The organism is Oceanicaulis sp. LC35, from assembly GCF_052055585.1.
GTDB lineage: Bacteria > Pseudomonadota > Alphaproteobacteria > Caulobacterales > Maricaulaceae > Oceanicaulis.
The window spans coordinates 1,148,421-1,168,243 of sequence record NZ_CP170485.1 but is presented as its reverse complement, the minus strand read 5'-3'; the positions used below and the strand labels follow the sequence as shown (position 1 = coordinate 1,168,243).

The window sequence follows — 19,823 nt, the reverse complement described above, 5'->3', positions numbered from 1 at the left end:
AAACGCTGGACGATCCAGCCCTATGACACGGACGAACCGGATCTGATCTGGTCGGTCAGCCTGCAGAGCGGGGAGACCGACATGGTTCTGGCCGCCCCTGACGGCTATGTGCGCGGATATGACGTGTCCGCAGACGGTCGCAGCCTCCTGGTGAGCTCCGCGCCCGGCCCGCTGATCGATGACCGTCAGGCGGGCGAGGTCTGGCTGTTTGACCTTGAAGACCGCCGCTTCACCAGGCTGACCACCAACACCCATTCTGAATCCGGCGCCGCCCTGTCGCCGGATGGAGCGTATCTGGCCTATGCCGCCACCGTAAATGCGGCGGGCGAGCCCTATTACGAGGACAATCTGTTCGTCCAGCGCGTGGGCGATGACGCCGCGACGCTGATCCTGCCCGACAGGGCGATGGAGATTGTTGATTTTGGCTGGGACGCCACTTCGACGGGTCTGTTCCTGCTGGGCAATACCGGCCTGCGCACCCAGCTTTATCATTACGCTCTGGCCAGTGGCCGCCTGACCCGGCTGACCGAGGGCGACCATGTGATTTCAGACTGGAGCTTTGATCCCGATACCGGCCTTCACAGCTTCATTCGCACCGACGCCCGGACGCCGGGGGAGATGTATCTGGGCACGACCGAAACCGGCTTTCAGCCCGTCACGCACTGGCATGATGATCTGGTGGCGCGCTTCAGCCTGCCCGCGCAGGAAGCCGTGAGCTGGACCGCAGCGGATGGTCAGCGCATCGAGGGGCTGCTGGTCCGGCCCGTGGGGTATCAGCCCGGCGATACGGTCCCGCTTGTCACCATCGTGCATGGCGGGCCGCGCTCCTCCTCCCAGTTCGGATCGTGGAACACCTCACGCGCCATCCCCGTCCTGACAGGGCTGGGCTATGGCGTGCTCCTGCCCAACCATCGCGGCGGCGTCGGGTATGGCGACGCCTTCATGCGCGACATGGTGGGCGGATACTTCACCCATGCCGACACCGATGTGCTCGCTGGCGTGGACGCCATGGTGGCAAGCGGCTTCGCCGATCCCGGCCGGCTGATCCTCATGGGCTGGAGCGCAGGCGGACACATGACCAATCGCCTGATCACAGAGACGGACAGGTTCGCCGCGGCGTCATCGGGCGCCGGCGCGTCAGACTGGGTCTCGATGTATGGCGAGAGCGATACGCGCTTCAACCGCACGCCCTGGTTCGGCGCTGCCCCGTGGGAGCAAGGCGCGGACGCCGCGCTCTATCAGGCCCAGTCCCCGCTCTGGAACGCCTGGAAAGTCACGACCCCCACCCTGTTTTTCGTCGGTGAAAGCGATGACCGCGTCCCGCCGACCCAGGCCATCATGATGCATCGGGGGGTGCAGGCGGCCGGCGCCCCGACACAGCTCTATGTGGCGAGCGACCAGCCGCACAATTACAGCCGCCTCAGCTATCAGCTCTTCAAGATCAATACCGAGCTTGGCTGGTTCGCCGAGCATGCCGACAGGCCCGACTATCAGCCGGTCCTGCCCCGCTATGCCTATCCGCCTCAGGTGGACGACGCAGCGACCCCGGACTCAGAGGAGCCGGAAGCGGAAATCGAGGTTGAAGAAGTCGAGCCTGAAGAGCCTGAAACCGGGTCTGCGGCGCCCTAGGCGCTTTCCGGCTGGTCGGGCGCGGCATGAAACCAGGCGCCAGCCAGCGCCAGACCATAGCCTGCCGTGAGCAGGATGAAGCCGGTGACGTTGAACCAGTGCGGGCCGGCGGCGATTGCTGTTGCGCCCAGCACCACGAGCACCACGCCCGGCTTCGAGACCCTCCAATAGGCCAGCGCGGGCAGCGCCACGCCCAGCGTGAAGACCTCATTGCTGCCCCATTGCATGAACGGCCCCCACAGCATCGGGGAGTCCACCAGCCGCATCGCCAGATCATTGCGGTAGGCATTGTCTGGCAGGCTCCAGAACATGAGGTCGAGCGTGCACATGCCGATCACGCACACGACGCCGATCACAAGCACGGGCGTCGCGATCAGATGCAGGCCGCGTTGCGGTTGGCGCAGCGCAAACGGCAGCAATAGCACCACGCCGAGGAGCATCAGCCAGTGACTGATATCGACCGGCGCCTCAGCGCGCGTCACCGCGCCCATCAGATTGATTGAAATCTGCCCGGCCGTGTAAACCACCAGTCCGAGCAGGAACAGGATGGCGTCAGATCGACTCGGCATCGCACTCCCCTTGCTTGCCGCCCCATGCAACACGCATCAGGACCGACAGAGAAGCGAAATCTGTTCAATGATCAGAGCGATAAGGGTCAGACTTGTGAGGGTCAGCTTCAACCGCGCGAGCCTCGCAGCGGGAAGGAATGGTGGAGGGGGCTGGATTCGAACCAGCGTACGCCGAAACGGGCAGATTTACAGTCTGCTGGATTTAACCACTCTCCCACCCCTCCACAGGGTCCGCATCCGCGGCGACGGCTGATTGGGAGGTCAGCCGACGGGCCATTTCAAGGATCAACCGCAGATGCCGATTGCGCCGAAGCGCCAAGGGCTTTAACGAGGCCGCTCCCTGATTTGGAGCGCGGACTATAGTCATGGCTTTTCAACGGCGCAACACCGATAAAAAGGGTTCTGCAGCACGAAATGCAGCCCGCCGAGACGGCCCGGATCAGGGCTGGATCTGGGGACGTCATGCGGTCCTGGCCGCTTTGGCTAACCCCAAGAGAAAACACATCTCTTTGCATGTGACGCGCAATGCCGCGACCGAGCTGGACGCCACATTCCAGAAGCTGGCGGACATCGAATTGCCCGGCCAGATCACCGCCCGTCTGCCTGAAGGCGCGGTGCACCAGGGATTCGCGCTGAAGACCGGCGCCCCGCCTGCTGAATCGCTCAATGCAGTGCTGGAGCCGACTCACGGACTGCTTGTTGTGCTCGATCAGATCACCGATCCGCACAATGTGGGCGCCATACTGCGGTCGTGCGCAGCGTTCGGCGTGCGCGCCGTGATCGTGCAGGACCGCAAATCTCCGCCCTTCTTCGGCGCCCTGTGCAAGACCGCAGTGGGCACGGCGGAGACCATCCCTCATGTGCAGGTGACCAATATCGCCGACACGCTGATCGCGCTGCAGGAAGCCGGACGCTATGTCATCGGCCTCGCCGGTGAAGCCGAGGCGCGTCTGGGCGACGAGGTTGCCGCGAACGCCGGGCCGGGTCTGGTGCTGGTGCTGGGTGCAGAGGGGACGGGTCTGCGGCCGCGCGTGGCCGAGCACTGCTCGGCGCTGGCGCGCATCCCGATGGGACCGAAGGCGGAAAGCCTCAATGTGTCGAACGCCGCTGCGATCGCGCTGTATGAGGCTTCCCGCTTTGATCCCCGGATCAATCCGAAACCGGAGTGATCCTAGCGGCCGGTGCTGAAGTCACCGCCGCCCGAGGTGTGGATGTTCCGCTCGCCAGTGACGGTGCGGATATAGGCGTCCGAACCGCCGCTGACGCGGATGTCCACATCTCCCGCCGTACCGCCGAACCACAGTTCCGACGAGCCGCCGAGCACGGCCTCCACGCTGACAGCGCGGCCCTGTTCAATGCGCACATCGCCCGAACCGCCGCTCGAAATGTTCAGAACGCCATCCATGCTGGCGACCTCAAGGTTGGACGAGCCCGAGCTGCGCACATAGACGTCCGACGTCGCGCCCACCCTCAGATCACCGCTGCCGGACGCGGCATAGCGGACGAATTCACGGGCATTGCCGATCTCGACATTGCCGGAACCGGACACGCTGGCGTCCAGGCTGGCGGCATGACCGGCGCGCACATGGCCTGAACCGGAAATGCCGACCACCATATCGCTGCCCACATCACCCAGTTCCGCATTGCCCGAACCGGACACCGCCAGCTCCACGGTCTCGCCGATATCACGGGCCGACAGAGCGCCGGAGCCAGACAGCGCGGCGTCGAGGGCGCCGCCGATTTCGCCAATGCGCACATTGCCCGAGCCGGGAATCGCCAGACGCGCATCGCCTGCCACATCCCCGGCGTTGAGCGTGGAGCAAGCAGACAGCTCGACTTCGAGCCTCGCCGTATCGCCCAGCTCGGCGTGCACCACGGAATCGCCGAGTTCAAACGAGACCGCTGACGGCGTGGTGATGATCAGAACCGGCAGCTCATCAAAGGACTTCGCGTCACGCCGGCTCCGGCCCACGCGTTGATCGCGCCAGCCGCCATAACACTGCACGCGGCGCATGTTCTCACCGCCATCCACTTCAAGCGCGCCGCCCGAAGTCCGGATATCTGCACGGGCCTCCCCGGCCCGTTCAATACGCGCATCCAGTGTCGCGCCTTCAATGACCCGGACAGTGCCAATGAAATTTTCAATCTCCACAACCGGGGCGCCGCCCGCTTGCATCGCCGTCGCCAGCGCCAGAACCATGACCGTCATATCGACCCTCATTGCTTGAGTGTTTTGTTTGACCGACCCCGGATGTGCCCCCGGTCATCGATACTGTGTGCATGCTGGACGAAGTCATCCCTCCGCAACATTGCGACAGGCTAAACTTTTCTCCATGTCGGACCTGTCGACAGATACGGCGCATCGCGCTTTTATGCGCCCATGAGACATCACGCCCCCCGATCCGAGCTTTCCACGCACACCGTTTCGAACCAGTCCGAACCGCTTGTCGGTGTGAACTGGTACGCAGATGACGCCATGTTGCGAGAGGCCCTCTCTCGCAATGGCGCGGATGCGCACGCTGACCGCCTGTCCTCCATGGGCGCCGAAGTCGGCTCTGACGCCATTCAGGATCTCGGCCGGGTGGCGAATGAAAACCCGCCGAAATTCAAACCCTTCGACCGCTTTGGTCACCGGATTGACGAAGTTGAGTTCCACCCCGCCTATCACGCGTTGATGGAGCTGGGCCTTTCCCATGGCGTATCCTCCGCCGCCTGGACCGTGGATCAGGCGCCGCACTCGCTGCACTCAGCGCTGCTCATGCTGATGGGAACGGCGGATGCCGGCGTGTGTTGCCCGCAATCGATGACCTATGCCTGCGTGCCGGCCCTGAAGAAAGCCGACTGGACCGGCCCCTGGATCCAGGGCGTCACCTCGGGCCGCTATGATCCGCGCTTCCTGCCGCCTGAAGAGAAAGTGGGGCTGACGCTCGGTATGGCGATGACCGAGAAGCAGGGCGGCTCGGATGTACGCGCCAACGCCACCACCGCAGAGTCCGCTGACGGGGATGTCGTCACCCTCACCGGCCACAAATGGTTCTGCTCGGCGCCCATGAGCGACGGCTTCCTGACGCTGGCCTATGAGGGCGAAGGCGATAACGCCCAGCTGAGCTGTTTCCTCGTGCCGCGCTGGAAGCCCGATGGCGAGCGCAACACGATCGAGATCCAGCGCCTGAAAGACAAGCTGGGCGACAAATCGAACGCCAGCTCCGAGATTGAATACAAAGAGGCCTGGGCCCGCCGTGTGGGCGAGCCGGGGCGCGGCGTGCGCACCATCATCGAGATGGTCAACCACACCCGCCTGGACTGCCTTGCCGGGTCGGCGGGTCTGATCCGCAATGGCGTGGGCTATGCCGTCTGGCATGCGGACCGGCGCAGCGCCTTCCAGCGCCGCCTGATCGATCAGCCGCTCATGCGCGAAGTGCTGGGCGAGATGTCCATGGAGGCCGAAGCGGCCATCGCGCTGGCTTTCCGCGTCGCGGAAAGTTTTGACAAGGCCGAAAGCGATCCACAGGAAGCTGCGCTGGCTCGCCTTCTGACCCCGATTGCAAAATACTGGATCTGCAAGCGGGCGCCCTATCTGACCTACGAGGCCATGGAAGCCCATGGCGGCGCCGGCTATGTGGAAGAGCACCCCCTGCCCCGCATGTTCCGTCAGAGCCCCCTCAACGCGATCTGGGAAGGCTCGGGCAATGTCATCGCGCTCGACGTGCTACGGGCGCTGGCGCGTGATGAAGCGGCGCGTGATGCGCTAGCCGCCGAGCTGGCGCCAGCCTTCGGCAAGCACCCCGCCCTTGATGCGCGTCTGAACGCCCTGACGAAAATGGCGTCGGGCGGCATTGGCGAGGCGGATGCCCGGCGCTTTGCCGAATGGGCCGCGACCGCGCTCACCGCCAGCACCCTCATCCGCGCCGGACTGGAGCCGGCGGCCGACGCCTATATCGGGCGCCGGATTGCAGAGAACCCGACCTCTCTGGGCGCTGGTGAGGCCGCAATCGATCATGAATGGCTGATCAACCGCGCCCGGCTCGCCGTATAAACGAAAATTAAGCTGACCTTCAGAGGCGACTCCGGGATCGTCCGGCCATGACATTCGCCATTGAAACCAGACGCCTGTGCCGGGCCTTCGGCGACATCACCGCTGTTGACGGGCTCAATCTGGCCGTGCCGGAAGGCTCGGTGTTCGGATTTCTCGGCCCCAATGGCGCCGGCAAGACGACAACGATCCGGATGCTGCTGGGGCTGATCGCGCCCCAGTCCGGCGAGATCCTGCTCAATGGCTGCAATCTGACCCGCAACCGATCCGGCGCCCTCTCCGGCGTCGGCGCGATTGTGGAAAGCCCGGCGCTCTATCCCAACCTGACCGGGCGGGAGATTCTCACGCTCGCCGCGCGCCTGTCCGGGCGTCCGGTCAAGCAGGGTATTGAAGCGCTCGAGCGGGTCAGCCTCGTTGACGCCATGGATCGCAAGGTGTCGGGCTACTCGCTGGGCATGCGTCAGCGTCTGGCGCTTGCGCGGGCGATGATGGGCAGCCCCCGCCTTCTCATTCTGGATGAGCCGACCAATGGTCTGGATCCCGCCGGGATTGCAGACATGCGGGCGCTGATCTGTTCCCTGCCCTCAACGCTGGGTGCCACCGTGTTTCTGTCGAGCCACCTGCTGAGTGAGATCGAGCAGATGGCGACCCATTGCGCCCTGCTCGACCGGGGCCGTCTGGTGTTTCAGGACCGGCTGGAAAAGCTGTCCAGCGCTGCGCCCTCAGTCCTGCTCATCGAGACTGACCGTCCCGAAGCCCTTGTTCAGCGCTTTCTTGATCAGAATGTTCTGGCTGAACGGGAAGCGGACCAGGTCCGCATCCATCTCAGCCTGTCGCGTGAAGAGCGTCAGGCGCTCGTCAACGCCCTCATAGAGGACGGTATCGGCGTCTCCGGCCTGCGCGAACAGAAGCCCACCCTGGAAAGCCTCTTTCTCAAGCTGACGGGTGAAGGCCGGGGCCTGCCGCAATGATCCTCACTTTGTACCGCGCCGTTCTGGCCGAGGGCATGAAGCTGAACCGCTCGCTGGTCTTGCTGCTGGCGGCCGCTCCGCCGCTCATGCTCGGGCTGATGGTCGTGGCGGTCGTTCTGTCCCGCGACATAACCGAGAACTGGGATCAGCTGGCGATGAGCGGCGCGGCCATCTGGGCCTATCTGCTCATGCCGCTGACCATAACCGCCCTGACCGCGCTCATGGCCGGAATCGAGCACGGCTGTGCAGGCTGGACGTGGAGCCTGGCCCAACCCGTGCCCAAGGTCGTGGTGTTCAGCGCCAAGGCCATCGTCACACTCTCTGTCACCGCGCTCATTTCCACGGGCGTGGCTCTGGGCGTTCTGGGCGGCGGGCATCTGGTGCAGATGATCGACCCCGATCTCGTGATGGAAGGGCGCCCACCCTATGCGCTGATGGCGTCTCTCCTCTTGAAGATGTGGTTCGCCAGCCTGCTGATGACGGCGATCCAGTTCACAATCGCCCATGCCGCCTCCAACTTCGCCACACCCGTGATCGTGGGGATTGGCGGGGTGTTTGTCTCCGTTGTCGCGACCTCATCCCGGTACGGGATCTTCTTCCCCTGGCTGTTGCCGGTGAACATGCTGGCCAGCGAAGCCGGGCGCGCCGATCAGGCCCTGCTCACGGGAGCAGCGGGCGGCGCCATTGTCTTTGTCATCGCCTGCATCTGGCTGGCGCGGCGCGACTGGCGCTAGTGCGCCGGGTCAAAAGCGGCTTGCCTTTGCGCGCTGTGATCGGCTAACCGCCCTGTTCAGAAAAATCTGAAACGGGGGGAGCGTATGTCGGCGCTGACGATCGGGTTGATCGCCTACATCATTTTGCAAATGGGCATCGCTGTCTGGGCGTCGCGCAAGATCTCGGGGGATTCTGATTATCTTGTCGCGGGGCGCCGTCTGGGCGTCTTCACGCTCGGGATATCGCTCTTCGCCACCTGGTTCGGCGGTGAGACCGTCATGGGCGCCAGCGCCGCCATCGCCGATGAGGGGCTGGCGGGCGCGCGGGCCGAACCCGTGGGCTATGCGTTATGTCTGGTCGCTTCCGCCCTGCTGGTCGCGGGCGCCATGCGGTCCAAGGGCTATATGACGCTGGCCGACTTCTTCCGGGAACGGTTTGGCAAGCGCGCTGAAGTCGCCGCCGCCCTGGTCGCCATTCCCACCTCCATCATCTGGGCCGCAGCCCAGCTGATCGCCCTCTCCGCCCTTCTGAGCGCAGTCACGGACCTGCCGGTCACGGCGACGCTTCTGGGCGCTGGCGCACTGGTCATCGCCTACACCCTGCTGGGCGGGCTTCTGGGCGATGTCATCACGGATCTCGTCCAGACCGGCGTGGTGCTGGCGGGCCTTCTGATCATGATGGTCCTGCTGCTGCAACGCACCGACGGGCTCGCCAATGGCATCGCCATGATCGACCCGTCCCAGTTCGTCCTGGTCCCGCCCGGTGAAAGTTGGATCGAACGCATCGACGCCTTCGCCATCCCGATCCTGGGCTCTCTGGTGGCGCAAGAGATGATCGCGCGCTTCCTGGGCGCCAGAACCGCGAAGACGGCTGTTCGGGGCGGCCTGCTGGCGGGCGGGCTCTACCTGCTGTTCGGCGCCTTCCCGCTGGTCTTCGGCCTCATTGGCGCCGGCGCCGGGTTTGATCCTGCCGCAGGCGATCTCTACCTGCCGCTCATGGCCGCCGAGCTGATGCCCAGCGCCCTGTTCGTGGTGTTTGTCGGCGCCCTGTTCTCCGCCGTCCTGTCGACCGTGGACTCCGCCCTTCTGGCGGTGTCGGGCCTCGCCAGTGAGAACCTTTATGGCCGCCTGCGCCCCAAGGCGGATTCGCGTGAGAAACTGATCGCCGCCCGCGTCCTGACGGCTGTGGCGGGGCTCGCCGCCCTGACCGTCGCCTTCTCGGGCGACAGCATTTACGGCCTGGTGGAGCTGGCAAGCTCGCTGGGTTCAGCAGGCCTGTTCGTGTCGCTGCTGATCGGTCTTCATTTCCGCTTTGGCGGGGAGTGGAGCGCCCTCGCCGCCCTAGCCGCCGGGCTGGTGACGATCTGGCTGGCGGACTTCGTGTTCGCGATCCCCGGCGGCTTCCTCTTGTCCATCGCTGCGGCGGCCGTCGCCTATGTCGGCGTCGGTTTTGTAACCGCGACAACCGCTATCGCGCGCGCTGAATAGCGAACGGGGCGGTCACTGACCGCCCCGCGCATGCCGTTCATGGACCCGAGCGTCAGCCCAATATGCTGAAGACGATTGTCCCCAGCACAGTGCCCAGCGCATAGCCCAGCACGCCCACCAGAACGCCCGGGGTCACCAGATCCCGCCAGCCTTTCGCCGCGGCCAGCGCCGGCGCCGTGGTGGCGCCCAGAATGGCGGCGTTCGAGGCGATGATGATCTCGGGCAGAGACAGCTTGCAGAACTTCGCCAGCGTGAAGGCGATCACTGCGTGGATCGACAAGAGGATCGCGATATAGGCGATGATCATCGGCGCATTGGTCACCAGCTGCACCACATTTGCGCCCGCTGCGATGGCCGCAAAGAACAGGAAGGCGAACACCACGCCCAGCTCGAACCCGCCATGCAGCTTCGCCATCCGGCCGGGGATCGCTGTGGGCAGGATCAGCGCCAGCACGGTGATGATCACATAGCGCAGCTGCGGCTGACCGCTCAGCCGGGTCAGATAGTCGCCCAGCGCCACGACGATCAGCGCATAGGCCAGCGTCAGACCAAGGCTCAGCGGCGTCGCGCGCCCCTCACTGGCCTCGCCCGCTTCCTCGACTTCACCTTCGGTGTGATCACGTTTGACGAAGCGCTTGGCGATAAAGGTGAAACCGGGAAGGATCGCCAACAGGCCCAGATAGGCGGCGCTCGCCATATTATCCGCGGCCAACATGGCCGAAACGATGCCGGGGGCGTTCTCGGCCACGCCCGTCACATCGGTCAGCGCTGCAAAGTTCACCGATCCGCCCACATAGGAGGCGGTCAGGGAGGCGGCAATCCCCACCTCATGCTCGCCCAGCGGCAGCACGAAGGCCGCGACCAGCGCGCCCACCAGCGTTGCGAACGCCGCGATCAGGAAGGCGCCGGTCATGCGCGTGGTTTCAAAGAAGATGCGCTTGAGGTCCGCCTTCATCAGGAAAAGCGGGATCAGCACCGGCACGGCATAGGTGAAGACAAAGCCGTAAGCGGGCGCGTCAAAGGGCAAAAGCCGCAGATTGGACGCCAGGATCGCCAGCAGGATGGTCCAGACCGTCCCGGTCAGGAGCGCGCCGAACTTGGTCTTTTCCAGAAGAAAGCCGGCCGCAGCAATCGCGGTCAGGCCCGCCATCACCGCTAGATTGTTATCGGCGGGGATCAGGGAAGCATCCATGAAAGGGTCCTGGGTCTTTAGACGCCGGGCGGGATCACCGCATCGGCTTCAATTTCGATGATGAAGTCAGGGCTGGCGAGCGCCGCCACCCCGATCATGGAACAGGCGGGCGGAAAGTCGGCGAACACCCTGCGGTGCGCCGCTCCAACCGCCCTTTGGGTCTCAACGCTCATATCGGTCACAAACAGGCGCGTGCGCACCACGTGTGAGATATGAGAGCCCGCCTTGTCGAGCGCATCGGCGATAATTTCAAGACATCGTGAGGTTTGCGCCCCGGCATCGCCGGGCGCAAACGCTTGCCCCGTCTCGTCCACCGCAACCGTCCCCGCCACGAAGACCTGCCTATCGACGCGCACCACGCGCCGATAGGCGACCAGGTCTTCCCACGGCGCGCCAGACGTGACGCGCTGGATGTCGGGACGGTCCTGGCTCACCGCTATTCGCCTTGCGGCACGCCATTGGCGAACAGATCCAGCGCGATTGCGACCATGCCTTCAGAGGACACGGTCACGGCGCCTTCGCCGTCGGGATAGAAGAAGGGCGAGTGGTTGGCTGGCGGGGTTTCCCCGCGCGCCTGATACTCTTCCCACACGGTCTGCGGGGCGCCGCCCACCCAGAACATGAAGATCGGCACATCCTCATCGGTGCGGCCATAGCGGGAGAAGTCCTCGCCGCCGGTCACCGGATCGGCTGTCGCCACGGCGTCCTGGCCAAAGCGGGCCGCCAGCACGGCGCCTGCCTGATCGGACAGGGCCGGATCGTTATAAAGCGCGGGGGTGTAGGTCTCCTCGACCTCCATCACCGGCATCAGCTCTTCAGGCAGGCCCGCCGCCATCGCCTGACCCCGTGCAATACGCTCGATCCCGTTGATCAGACGCTCGCGGACTTCATCGGTGTAAGAGCGCACGGTGATCTGAAGATGCGCTTCATCCGAGATGATGTTGTGTTTGGTCCCGGCGTTGAAGGCGCCGACCGTCACGACGCCGGTTTCAAACGGCGACAGCTCGCGGCTGACCAGCGTCTGCAAATTGGTGACGATCTGGCTGGCGAGCACCACCGGGTCCTTGCCCAGATGCGGCGAGGCGCCGTGGGCGCCAATCCCGCGCACATAGAGGTCCACGGAGTCCACATTCGCCATCGCCCAGCCCGGCGCATAGCGAATCACGCCCGCCGGCATATAGCCCCAGGTGTGATAGGAGACGACGGCGTCCGGCGTCGGGAAGCGCTCATAAAGGCCGTCAGACAGCATGGCGAGCGCGCCCAGCCCCACTTCCTCGGCGGGTTGGCCGATCAGGATCAGCGTGCCGGACCAGTCATCGCGGTTCTGGCTCATATAGCGCGCCGCCGCGACCAGCGAGGTCATGTGCGTATCGTGCGCGCAGGCGTGCATCACCGGGAAGGTGTTGCCCATCCGGTCTTCGCCCATCACTTCAGAGATATACTCGACCGGGGTGTCTTCGCGCACCGGCAGGCCATCCATGTCTGCGCGCAGCATGATGGTCGGACCATCGCCATTTTCCATCACCGCCACAACGCCCGTCCGGCCCACGCCCTCGGTCACGTCAAACCCGGCGCCGCGCAGCTCTTCGGCCAGACGCGCCGCGGTCTCGGTCTCCATGAAGGACAGCTCGGGGTTCTCGTGGAAATGCTCGTACAGCGCCTGGAGGTGATTATCCCAGTCGGCGCTGATTGCAGTGCGCAGATCATCCTGCGCAAACGATGGTGCGGTCAGCGCCAGCCCTGCGGCGGCGGCCATGAACAAATGACGCATAGTGCGACTCCCCTTTTTCGTTGGCGACATTGCAGACCGCCAGCCTGGAGAGGTCAACGCATAAAGGGAGGGGCGCCCGCCAGAACGCCTAGTCGAAGAGGGCGTCAGCAGCGGCCTGTGCGGCGGCGCTGTCGTCGATGCCTTCGCCTTCGATGCGACCCTGAACCGCTGCGCGAGCAGCCGCCAGCAGGGATTCAATCTCGCTGCCCGCCATGGCGGAGGCGCCCGCGAAGTCACCTTCGCGCACCTTGTCCTGCGCACGCATGAGCTCGACATTCACAGCGGCGACAATCGTTTCCAGATGCGCCTTGAGCACATGATCCACCGCCGCATAGGCCGCGATCACGGTTTCCTTGCCCACATAATTGGTGCGCTCGAAATGCTCTTCATAAGCCACGGGTTCCCAGGCCAGCACTTCGTCCGCGAAATCGGGCATGTCGGGCAGCATCTCAAGAAGCATGACCACTTCATTGAAATGATTGAGATAGTCGGTGGCCAGGCCGGTGTCGGGATGCACGTTGGCGGCTTTCAGCGCCTCCGCTGAAAGCATCCCCTCACCCAAGGTCGCCGTCTCGCTCATCGCCAGCCCCATCGTCAAGTCAAGCGCAGACAATGCCAAGTCAGCCTAAACGAATGACTAACCGTAAGGTGAGAAGTCAGCGCCGCGATTCGCCCCTAGGCGGCGCCGCCAAAGCGCTCTGACCACTCTGTCACCTGATCATCCTCGATCTTGGCGAACAGAATATCCGCCGGCTCAAAGCTGCGTCCCGGCTCCAGCGCGGACAGCATCGCCTTCGCGTCACCCGTCGGCCAGTCCTGCGCCCCTTCAAGGCCCAGGGCGGCGAGGATCTTGCCGGCGGCTTCCGGGATGATTGGCTGGGCCGCGATGGCGCACAGGCGCACCAGATTGATGCCCATGCGCACGCCCAGCGCGGCCTGATCCTTGTCGGTCTTGAAATGCACCCAGGGCTCGGCCTTGGTGAGGTATTCATTGCCCGCCGCCCACAGAGCGCGCGTCTCGGCTGCGGCCTTCCTGAATTCCATCGCCTCGTAATGGCTGGCGATGTTGGCAAGGCGCGTTGAGACTTCGGTCTCGAGCCAGGCTTCCGCCTCGCCCGGCGTTCCGCCCTCGGGGATCACGCCCTCAAAGCGTGACGCGCCGAATTTCAGGATGCGGTTGACGAAATTACCCAGAACGTCCGCCAGATCCTTGTTCACGCTCGCCTGGAAGTGGTCCCAGGTGAATTGCGCGTCAGAGCCCTCGGGACCATAGGCGGTCAGATACCAGCGCCAGTAATCAGCGGGCAACAGCTCCAGCGCCTGGTCCATGAAGACGCCGCGCTTGTTGGAGGTGGAGAACTTGCCGCCATACCAGGTGAGCCAGTTGAAGGCCTTCAGCGCATCCACCGTCTTCCACGGTTCTTCCGAGCCCAGAAGCGTGGCGGGGAAGCTGACCGTGTGGAAGGCCACATTGTCCTTGCCCATGAATTCCACATAGCGGACATCCTCGGCGCCCTTGTCGGTGCGCCACCAGCTTTCCCAGTCGCCGCCGGTCTGCTCGGCCCATTCGCGGGTCGCGGAAATGTATCCGATGGGCGCGTCAAACCAGACATAGAAGACCTTGTCTTCAAAGCCTTCGCGCGGCTGGCCGTCCTTGGTGACGGGCACGCCCCATTTCAGATCGCGGGTGATGGTGCGGTCGCGCAGGCCTTCATCGAGCCATTTATAGGCGATGGATTTGGCGAAGCCCGGCCAGCCATCCGCCGCGTCCACCCAGGCGCGAATGCGCTCTTCCATCACCGTCTGCTTGAGCTGAAGGTGCTTGGTGTCGCGCACTTCAAGGTTTTTCGAGCCTGACACCGCCGAATAGGGCTCGATCAGCTCGATCGGGTCCAGAAGCTTGCCGCAATTATCGCACTGGTCGCCCCGCGCTTTCTCGAAACCGCAATTGGGGCAGGTCCCCTCCACATAGCGGTCGGGCAGGAAGCGGGCGTCATCAATGGAATAGACCTGCTGCTCGACGACTTCGGCGATCAGGCCGTTCTTCTCCAGCGTTTCAGCAAAGTGCTGGGTCAGCTCGGCGTTCTGCTTTGAGGAGGTGCGACCGAAATAGTCCCAGCTCAGCCCGAACTGCGCGCCGATGGATTTCTGGATCTCGTGCTGCTCGTCGCAATAGGCGCGCACATCCTGCCCGGCAGCCGCGGCGGCCAGCTCGGCGGGCGTGCCATGCTCGTCAGTGGCGCAGATCGCCAGAACCTCATGACCGCTCTGACGCATGAAGCGCGCATACACATCTGCAGGCAGCATGGAGCCGGCCAGATTGCCGAGATGCTTGATGCCATTGATGTACGGCAAGGCGCTGGTGATGAGAATGCGGGCCATATGGGTCGATCCGGTCTGTCACAGGATTAAAGGCGCACTCTTACCCAAGCCCGGCGCAAAGGGAAACCGGCCCGGTTCAGCGTCAGCGCCGCCTGTCTGCATTCGACCATGCGACACCGCTTGCCCAAATCAACCTGTCCCGCGTAGAAAGCGCAAACGCGCCGGTTTAGCTCAGCTGGTAGAGCAGCGGTTTTGTAAACCGAAGGTCGGGGGTTCGAGTCCCTCAACCGGCGCCACGGCGCCCGCCTGCGCACAGGCTAGCCCTCGTCCCGCTTCATCCCCTCATACGCCTCGGCCCAGTCATGACGCACAAAACCCGCAGCGTCCGGTTCGGCGGTCGATTGAAGGGCATGGGCAGTTACCGCCATGCGATCGCGCATTGCACGCACGCCTGACGCCTGCCCCGTGAACACCACCTCCTGTCCTGGAGGGGTCATGGCCGCGTCCAGAAAGTCACGCGCATAGGAGGGCGGCGCGCCGCGCGCCTGCATCAGGGCAAAGACCTCATAGGTGACTGCACGCCAGTCATGCCCCATCCCCAGGCCCTGCGCTTCGCGTTCGCAGGCGTCTTCCGCCAGAGCAATCAGATACGCATAGCTGTCGCTATGGCCCTGAGCCTCCACCGGCGCCAGCGGGTCAGCGCCGTGTTCGAGCGCCCCGCGCGCCAGATCAAGAAGGGGCTCGAGCCCCATCGTCACCACGCCGTCCAGCGACGCCTGAAGATCAAGCGTAGCGGGGTCGGCCTGACGCGCGAGCGCCAGTGACGGGGCCGTGCAAGACACCGCCGCCGCTGCTGACAGGTTCAACATCATACGGATCATGGATGAGCTCCTAGAGCGGGCCGCGGTCGGCGATTGATCGCAGGATGGACATGAAGGGCACGCTGGACGCATCCACCGTGCAATCCACACCCCCTTCTATGTCACGGGCGTCGATGCGATAGCTCGAACCGCCATCCTCGATCACATCAATCAGGTTCTGTGTGAACCGGTTCAAGCTGGGATGGATGGCGAGATAGCGCACGCCGCACGCCGTGACGAAGTCACTCCCCTCGCTGGAAGGGCGAAACCGGGTCGAGCCCCGACGACACGCCAGCGTATCGCGCGTCACATAGAGCGTTTTCAGATGGACTTGGGATCCGCCCGGTCGCTGCCCGAACACGGCCAACTCGCCATAGGTCTGGCACTGGGGCAACTCGGCCGAGCCGGAACCCGCGGCCGGGCGTTCCGGCGCAACAGGACTCGCTGCAGAAGGGGCGGGCGTCGCCCATTGTGACGCATACGGGCTGGGCAATCCGGCGTTCGGAGACGTGGCATAGGCCGGCGCTGAAGAAGTCGGCTGACGCGCCCCTTGCATCCCGGCCTCGTAGCGGCTGTTGGCGGCGGCGACATCCGCATAATACTGGTTCTGGGCCGCCTGCAGCTCCACCATCGTCTGTTGCAGGGCAGGCTCCATACGCCGGGCGAACTCCGCCCAGTCAAAACCCGGTTCGTTGCGTCGCCGTTCACGCTCGGCGTATCCGCGCGCCTCGCCATAGCCCAGCCGCACAGCCAGAGCCTCGTTCTGATGCAGCCAGAACGCGTAATAGCCCGGCGCATGGCCGCCCCCATCGGGAAGCGCCTCCGCGCCATGACGGGTCAAAAGGTCAATCATGGCGGTGTTGTTGTGGATGGCGGCATGGTGCAAGGCCGTGGCGCCGTCATGCAGCGCCCCCCGGTTCGGATCGGCCCCGGCCGCCAGCAAGCGCTGAACCATGCCCGTATCATTCCGGGCTGCGGCGACCGCGATGGCGGAATAGCCGAGCGGCGTGATCTCGTCCGCATCAACGCCCTGCTGCAGCAGGAAGTCGACCGCCTCGGCATGTCCCCGCGTCACAGCGGCCAGAAGAGGGGTCAGCGCGCCATCATTGGACACATAGTCCAGCGACAGGCCCGTACCCGCCAGCGCCGCCAGCGTCTGCACATCTCCGGCATACGCAAAGTGCATCGCCGCGAACCCGGCGATCGTCTGCTCGCACGCCGGCCATATTCCCCGCGCGCAGCTTTGCAGGATCGCGCGCTGCATGCTGGCGTCCTGCGCCTGAAGAATCGCGCGGACCCGCGCGCCGTCATACTCACGGGCCGCGTCCGCGACCTCCCGTCCGGCCTCTCGCGGAGACACGGTGACCTGCACGCTCTTGCGCGCGCTGACCGACGTCCCCGAGCGCGTGCGGGCGGTCACGGTCAGAGTGACGCTCCCGACCGAACGCGCATCGAATCCGAAGGAGGCGCCCCGCCCCTCGACATCACGCAGCATCGGGCGCAGATCCCCCAGATCGGGTTGCTGCGTGATCGCCAGGATGGAGGGGTCGCTGCTGACGATCTCGACCGAGGTCAACGCCTCCGCCCCTTCACTGATCACCAACGTTGCGGACCGGTCCTCGGAGACCGAGTAATCCGTCGCGACCATGTCCAGACTGAGCCTGACCCGGGCAGGCCCCGCCAGCGCGTCCAGATAATCGGCGATGTCGATATGGCCATTGGCGCGGGCATAGTCTGCAGCGGTCCCCTGGCTGGCCCGGACCGACCGGTCAGCCCCCGCCTCCACCAGGACGCGGACAGTCTGGTCCCGCCCCTGCATGGCGGCGATCATCAAAGGCGTGAAAGGCCGGTTGCCGGGGGACATGATCTCGTCGATGCGCGCACCGGCCTCAACCAGCCTCCGCGCAATGCCGGCCTGACCGCGATTGGCGGCCAGATGCAGCGGCGCGCCTTCAGCGTTTCCCCGGGCGTTCGGATCTGCGCCCCCCTCCAGCAGCGCTGCGACACTCTCCTCCTGACCGCGATTGACCGCCGTCATCAGAAGGGGAACCCCGTCAGGACCGATCACATTGACCACATGCCCGTCCGCTACCAGACGCCGGACCAGACCGGGCATGTCGGCGATCACCGCGCGACGAATGATCGTGTCGCCCTCAGAGGCGCTGAAGCGAGAGCGATACCCTGCATCCAGCAGCGCCAGGGCGCCCGCCTCATTGCCCTCTCCGATCGGCACGACAATCGGTTCGAAGTTTCCTGATGGTCGGGCGGGCTGAAGATCCCCGCCGCCTGCGACCAGGGCCGCAATAGCCGACGCCAGCGAGGGGTCACGCGACAGATAGATCCCCGCGCCGTACATGAATGGCATGGGCGTGTCGCCTTCCAGGCTCTGATTGGGGTCAAAACCCGACGCGAGCGCGTTTCGGATCGTCTCCAGATCATTCTCGAACACAGCGTCAAGCACCCTGTCGGCGTCGTATTCTGACGCCTCGCCCGCTGCACGGATCAGCGCGAGCGCCGCATCTATGGCTTGCGCCTCTGCAAGCGCGTCCTCGCACGCCGCCTCAAAGCGCGACATGGCCTCGTCCAGAAGACGGTCCGCCTGCTGGGAGAACCCCTGCATCAATCGCGGCTCCACCACCTCGATCATGTAGCGCGCAGCGAAGACACGCTGATACTCCGCCTCGGCATAGGCGGAACGGGCGATGGACAATCGCTCTGAAGCCCCCCGATTATACATCCCGCCCAGAGCATCAACGGTGTAGTCCGGATCGTTCCAGAACGCGTCCAGTCTGCGCTCGACGCCAGCGCGTCCCTCGTTCTGGTAGAGCTCCGCCCATTGCAGGGCCGTCAGGTTATGATGCTCACGCGCATACCCGACATAGGCTTGCCACCAATAGTCCTCGTAACGGCTCCAAGCATCCGTCCCGAAGGCATTGATCGAGTATTCCAGCAAGCCCACCATGCCCATCATCGGGCCAAGGGAACCACCCCAGGAGCTGGCGAGCCGGGCTCGCGCCAGCGACATGGCTGATTGAATGGCGAGCGCCTTGGACGTCCGGTCGCCCGTACGTATGGCGTTCGCGGAATGATAGAGAATATTGACGCCATCAATGCCTTGGCCTGCAGCCCCAAGCGCGGGTCCCAGACGCGCGGTGAGGCCCGAGCCGCTCTCAAGGGAGTCCAGCACACGGTTCAGACGCCCCACCGTGAAACTGCGCCCTGCCAGTGCGGTGCTGCGTTCAGCGGCAGACAGGGCCAGAGCCCGCTCCACCGCCGCCGTTGAGGGCGCCAGAGCGCCCGAATAATCGGTGACCGCTTGCAGATTGGCGAGATTGGCGATGTCGGGCGTCACCTCCCCCCACATCTGCACGAGCGCATTGGCGGCGAAGCGATCCCGCTCCTCCTGGGTCGCCAGTCCCAGATAGGCGTCCGCAGAATAAAACAGCTCGCCCGCCTGACACTGGCTCTCCTGTCGGGCGAAAGCCGGTGATGAGAGCCCGAGGGCGAGCACACAGATCCCGATCCGGAACGGCCTTGCAAATTTCGCTGACATCAGGCGCTCTCCGTCAGACGCATTCAACTCACAGAAGAACAGTGATCCACACGCAGGCGCATCGGGTCAATCACAACGTCCCTGGCATGTTTGACACGCTTGCGTCGCTCGGGCGTGCAAACTGCCATGACTGTCTGATTTCGGACATGTTTCGCGCTATCACTCCGCCCATGAGCGATGCGGGCCATGCCTGCGACTCTTGGCGCATTTGCCTCTCACTGGCATGCGCGCTAGATGCTCACCCAGACCTGAGACCAACAGGAGTAAGCGCCCATGCGTATGATTTTCGCCGGCTTCGCCGCCCTCGCCCTCACCACGGCCGCACACGCGGAAGATGACGCCCAGAGCGCCATCCTCGCCGAGCTGGGCGAGCCCTATGTCAGCGCCAATGTGGACAATGGCGCGCGCATCTTCCGACGCTGCCAGGCCTGCCACACGGTGGAAGAAGGCGGTCGCAACATGGTCGGCCCGAACCTGCATGACGTGTTCGGTCGTGAGTCCGGTCACAAGGACGATTTCCGCTACTCCCCGGCCATGTCTGAGTCCGAAATCGTCTGGTCCGCCGAAACGCTGGACGCCTATCTGACCAATCCGCGCGAATATATTCCGGGCAACCGGATGAGCTTTGCCGGTCTGCGCGATGAACAGGATCGCCATGACCTGATCGCCTGGCTGGCGATCAACACGCACTAGGCCTTCACGCCTGGAAACAAAAAACCCCG

16 protein-coding genes and 2 tRNA genes are annotated in these 19,823 nt (G+C 64.5%); 8 read left to right on the top strand and 10 right to left on the bottom strand.

Annotation, left to right across the window (positions count from 1 at the left end):
• The first annotated feature begins 81 nt into the window (after nucleotides 1-81).
• Nucleotides 82-1,629 (top strand): S9 family peptidase, encoded by a 1,548-nt coding sequence (locus tag ACFELO_RS05480; protein ID WP_440959896.1) that lies wholly within the window; start codon nucleotides 82-84, stop codon nucleotides 1,627-1,629.
• On the opposite strand, the gene ACFELO_RS05475 is transcribed toward ACFELO_RS05480, so the two are convergent.
• Nucleotides 1,626-2,198, bottom strand: coding sequence for a hypothetical protein (locus ACFELO_RS05475; protein ID WP_440959558.1), 573 nt, complete (start codon nucleotides 2,196-2,198; stop codon nucleotides 1,626-1,628). The genes ACFELO_RS05480 and ACFELO_RS05475 overlap by 4 nt on opposite strands.
• Before the next feature lie 138 nt (nucleotides 2,199-2,336).
• Nucleotides 2,337-2,422, bottom strand: a tRNA-Tyr gene (locus tag ACFELO_RS05470).
• A 141-nt stretch (nucleotides 2,423-2,563) separates the two neighbouring features.
• Here ACFELO_RS05470 and rlmB point away from each other — a divergent pair.
• A complete protein-coding gene (rlmB, locus tag ACFELO_RS05465) occupies nucleotides 2,564-3,367 on the top strand; it encodes a 23S rRNA (guanosine(2251)-2'-O)-methyltransferase RlmB (protein WP_440959557.1) in 804 nt (267 codons plus the stop codon).
• Nucleotides 3,368-3,369: 2 nt separating this feature from the next.
• Here the strand turns inward: rlmB and ACFELO_RS05460 are convergent, their stop codons facing one another.
• Nucleotides 3,370-4,407, bottom strand: a complete 1,038-nt coding sequence (locus ACFELO_RS05460) for a GIN domain-containing protein (protein ID WP_440959556.1) — start codon at nucleotides 4,405-4,407, stop codon at nucleotides 3,370-3,372.
• Nucleotides 4,408-4,578: 171 nt separating this feature from the next.
• Between ACFELO_RS05460 and ACFELO_RS05455 the strand changes: the two genes are divergently transcribed.
• From ACFELO_RS05455 to ACFELO_RS05440, 4 genes are all read left to right on the top strand, one after another.
• Nucleotides 4,579-6,234 (top strand): acyl-CoA dehydrogenase family protein, encoded by a 1,656-nt coding sequence (locus tag ACFELO_RS05455; RefSeq protein WP_440959555.1) that lies wholly within the window; start codon nucleotides 4,579-4,581, stop codon nucleotides 6,232-6,234.
• Nucleotides 6,235-6,281: 47 nt separating this feature from the next.
• On the top strand, nucleotides 6,282-7,202 hold the full coding sequence (locus ACFELO_RS05450; RefSeq protein ID WP_440959554.1) for an ABC transporter ATP-binding protein: 921 nt from the start codon (nucleotides 6,282-6,284) through the stop codon (nucleotides 7,200-7,202).
• A complete protein-coding gene (locus tag ACFELO_RS05445; protein WP_440959553.1) occupies nucleotides 7,199-7,936 on the top strand; it encodes an ABC transporter permease in 738 nt (245 codons plus the stop codon). The genes ACFELO_RS05450 and ACFELO_RS05445 overlap by 4 nt, the downstream gene beginning before the upstream one ends.
• Nucleotides 7,937-8,020: 84 nt before the next feature.
• Entirely contained in the window at nucleotides 8,021-9,403 is a 1,383-nt protein-coding gene (locus ACFELO_RS05440; protein ID WP_440959552.1) for a sodium:solute symporter family protein, read from the top strand.
• Nucleotides 9,404-9,455: 52 nt separating this feature from the next.
• On the opposite strand, the gene ACFELO_RS05435 is transcribed toward ACFELO_RS05440, so the two are convergent.
• The 5 genes from ACFELO_RS05435 to metG all read right to left on the bottom strand — a co-directional run bounded on the left by ACFELO_RS05435 (nucleotide 9,456) and on the right by metG (nucleotide 14,748).
• Entirely contained in the window at nucleotides 9,456-10,595 is a 1,140-nt protein-coding gene (locus ACFELO_RS05435) for a DUF819 family protein (RefSeq protein ID WP_440959551.1), read from the bottom strand.
• Between the two features lie 17 nt (nucleotides 10,596-10,612).
• A complete protein-coding gene (locus ACFELO_RS05430) occupies nucleotides 10,613-11,029 on the bottom strand; it encodes a Rid family hydrolase (RefSeq protein ID WP_440959550.1) in 417 nt (138 codons plus the stop codon).
• Nucleotides 11,030-11,031: 2 nt separating this feature from the next.
• A complete protein-coding gene (locus ACFELO_RS05425; protein WP_440959549.1) occupies nucleotides 11,032-12,366 on the bottom strand; it encodes an amidohydrolase in 1,335 nt (444 codons plus the stop codon).
• 88 nt (nucleotides 12,367-12,454) lie between these two features.
• Nucleotides 12,455-12,946, bottom strand: a complete 492-nt coding sequence (locus ACFELO_RS05420) for a hypothetical protein (RefSeq protein ID WP_440959548.1) — start codon at nucleotides 12,944-12,946, stop codon at nucleotides 12,455-12,457.
• A 95-nt stretch (nucleotides 12,947-13,041) separates the two neighbouring features.
• Complete coding sequence (gene metG, locus ACFELO_RS05415; RefSeq protein WP_440959547.1) at nucleotides 13,042-14,748, bottom strand: methionine--tRNA ligase; 1,707 nt, start codon at nucleotides 14,746-14,748, stop codon at nucleotides 13,042-13,044.
• A 160-nt stretch (nucleotides 14,749-14,908) separates the two neighbouring features.
• Here metG and ACFELO_RS05410 point away from each other — a divergent pair.
• A tRNA-Thr gene (locus ACFELO_RS05410) sits at nucleotides 14,909-14,984 on the top strand.
• A 21-nt stretch (nucleotides 14,985-15,005) separates the two neighbouring features.
• Here the strand turns inward: ACFELO_RS05410 and ACFELO_RS05405 are convergent.
• A complete protein-coding gene (locus ACFELO_RS05405; RefSeq protein WP_440959546.1) occupies nucleotides 15,006-15,569 on the bottom strand; it encodes a hypothetical protein in 564 nt (187 codons plus the stop codon).
• A gap of 10 nt (nucleotides 15,570-15,579) precedes the next feature.
• A complete protein-coding gene (locus tag ACFELO_RS05400; RefSeq protein ID WP_440959545.1) occupies nucleotides 15,580-19,101 on the bottom strand; it encodes an ankyrin repeat domain-containing protein in 3,522 nt (1,173 codons plus the stop codon).
• Nucleotides 19,102-19,374: 273 nt separating this feature from the next.
• On the opposite strand from ACFELO_RS05400, the gene ACFELO_RS05395 reads away from it, so the two are divergent.
• The gene (locus ACFELO_RS05395) at nucleotides 19,375-19,794 is read left to right on the top strand and encodes a c-type cytochrome (protein ID WP_440959544.1); all 420 of its coding nucleotides are present in this window, start codon (nucleotides 19,375-19,377) and stop codon (nucleotides 19,792-19,794) included.
• The last annotated feature ends 29 nt before the right edge of the window (nucleotides 19,795-19,823 follow it).

Bases quoted from the DNA above. Each gene is read 5' to 3' on its own strand.
- ACFELO_RS05445 (WP_440959553.1), top strand. From the start codon at position 7,199: ATGATCCTCACTTTGTACCGCGCCGTTCTGGCCGAGGGCATGAAGCTG.
- ACFELO_RS05480 (WP_440959896.1), top strand. From the start codon at position 82: ATGGTTCTGGCCGCCCCTGACGGCTATGTGCGCGGATATGACGTGTCC.
- rlmB (WP_440959557.1), top strand. From the start codon at position 2,564: ATGGCTTTTCAACGGCGCAACACCGATAAAAAGGGTTCTGCAGCACGA.
- ACFELO_RS05460 (WP_440959556.1), bottom strand. From the start codon at position 4,407: ATGACGGTCATGGTTCTGGCGCTGGCGACGGCGATGCAAGCGGGCGGC.
- ACFELO_RS05435 (WP_440959551.1), bottom strand. From the start codon at position 10,595: ATGGATGCTTCCCTGATCCCCGCCGATAACAATCTAGCGGTGATGGCG.
- ACFELO_RS05425 (WP_440959549.1), bottom strand. From the start codon at position 12,366: ATGCGTCATTTGTTCATGGCCGCCGCCGCAGGGCTGGCGCTGACCGCA.
- ACFELO_RS05450 (WP_440959554.1), top strand. From the start codon at position 6,282: ATGACATTCGCCATTGAAACCAGACGCCTGTGCCGGGCCTTCGGCGAC.
- ACFELO_RS05400 (WP_440959545.1), bottom strand. From the start codon at position 19,101: ATGTCAGCGAAATTTGCAAGGCCGTTCCGGATCGGGATCTGTGTGCTC.
- ACFELO_RS05405 (WP_440959546.1), bottom strand. From the start codon at position 15,569: ATGATCCGTATGATGTTGAACCTGTCAGCAGCGGCGGCGGTGTCTTGC.
- ACFELO_RS05395 (WP_440959544.1), top strand. From the start codon at position 19,375: ATGCGTATGATTTTCGCCGGCTTCGCCGCCCTCGCCCTCACCACGGCC.
- ACFELO_RS05420 (WP_440959548.1), bottom strand. From the start codon at position 12,946: ATGAGCGAGACGGCGACCTTGGGTGAGGGGATGCTTTCAGCGGAGGCG.
- metG (WP_440959547.1), bottom strand. From the start codon at position 14,748: ATGGCCCGCATTCTCATCACCAGCGCCTTGCCGTACATCAATGGCATC.
- ACFELO_RS05440 (WP_440959552.1), top strand. From the start codon at position 8,021: ATGTCGGCGCTGACGATCGGGTTGATCGCCTACATCATTTTGCAAATG.
- ACFELO_RS05455 (WP_440959555.1), top strand. From the start codon at position 4,579: ATGAGACATCACGCCCCCCGATCCGAGCTTTCCACGCACACCGTTTCG.
- ACFELO_RS05475 (WP_440959558.1), bottom strand. From the start codon at position 2,198: ATGCCGAGTCGATCTGACGCCATCCTGTTCCTGCTCGGACTGGTGGTT.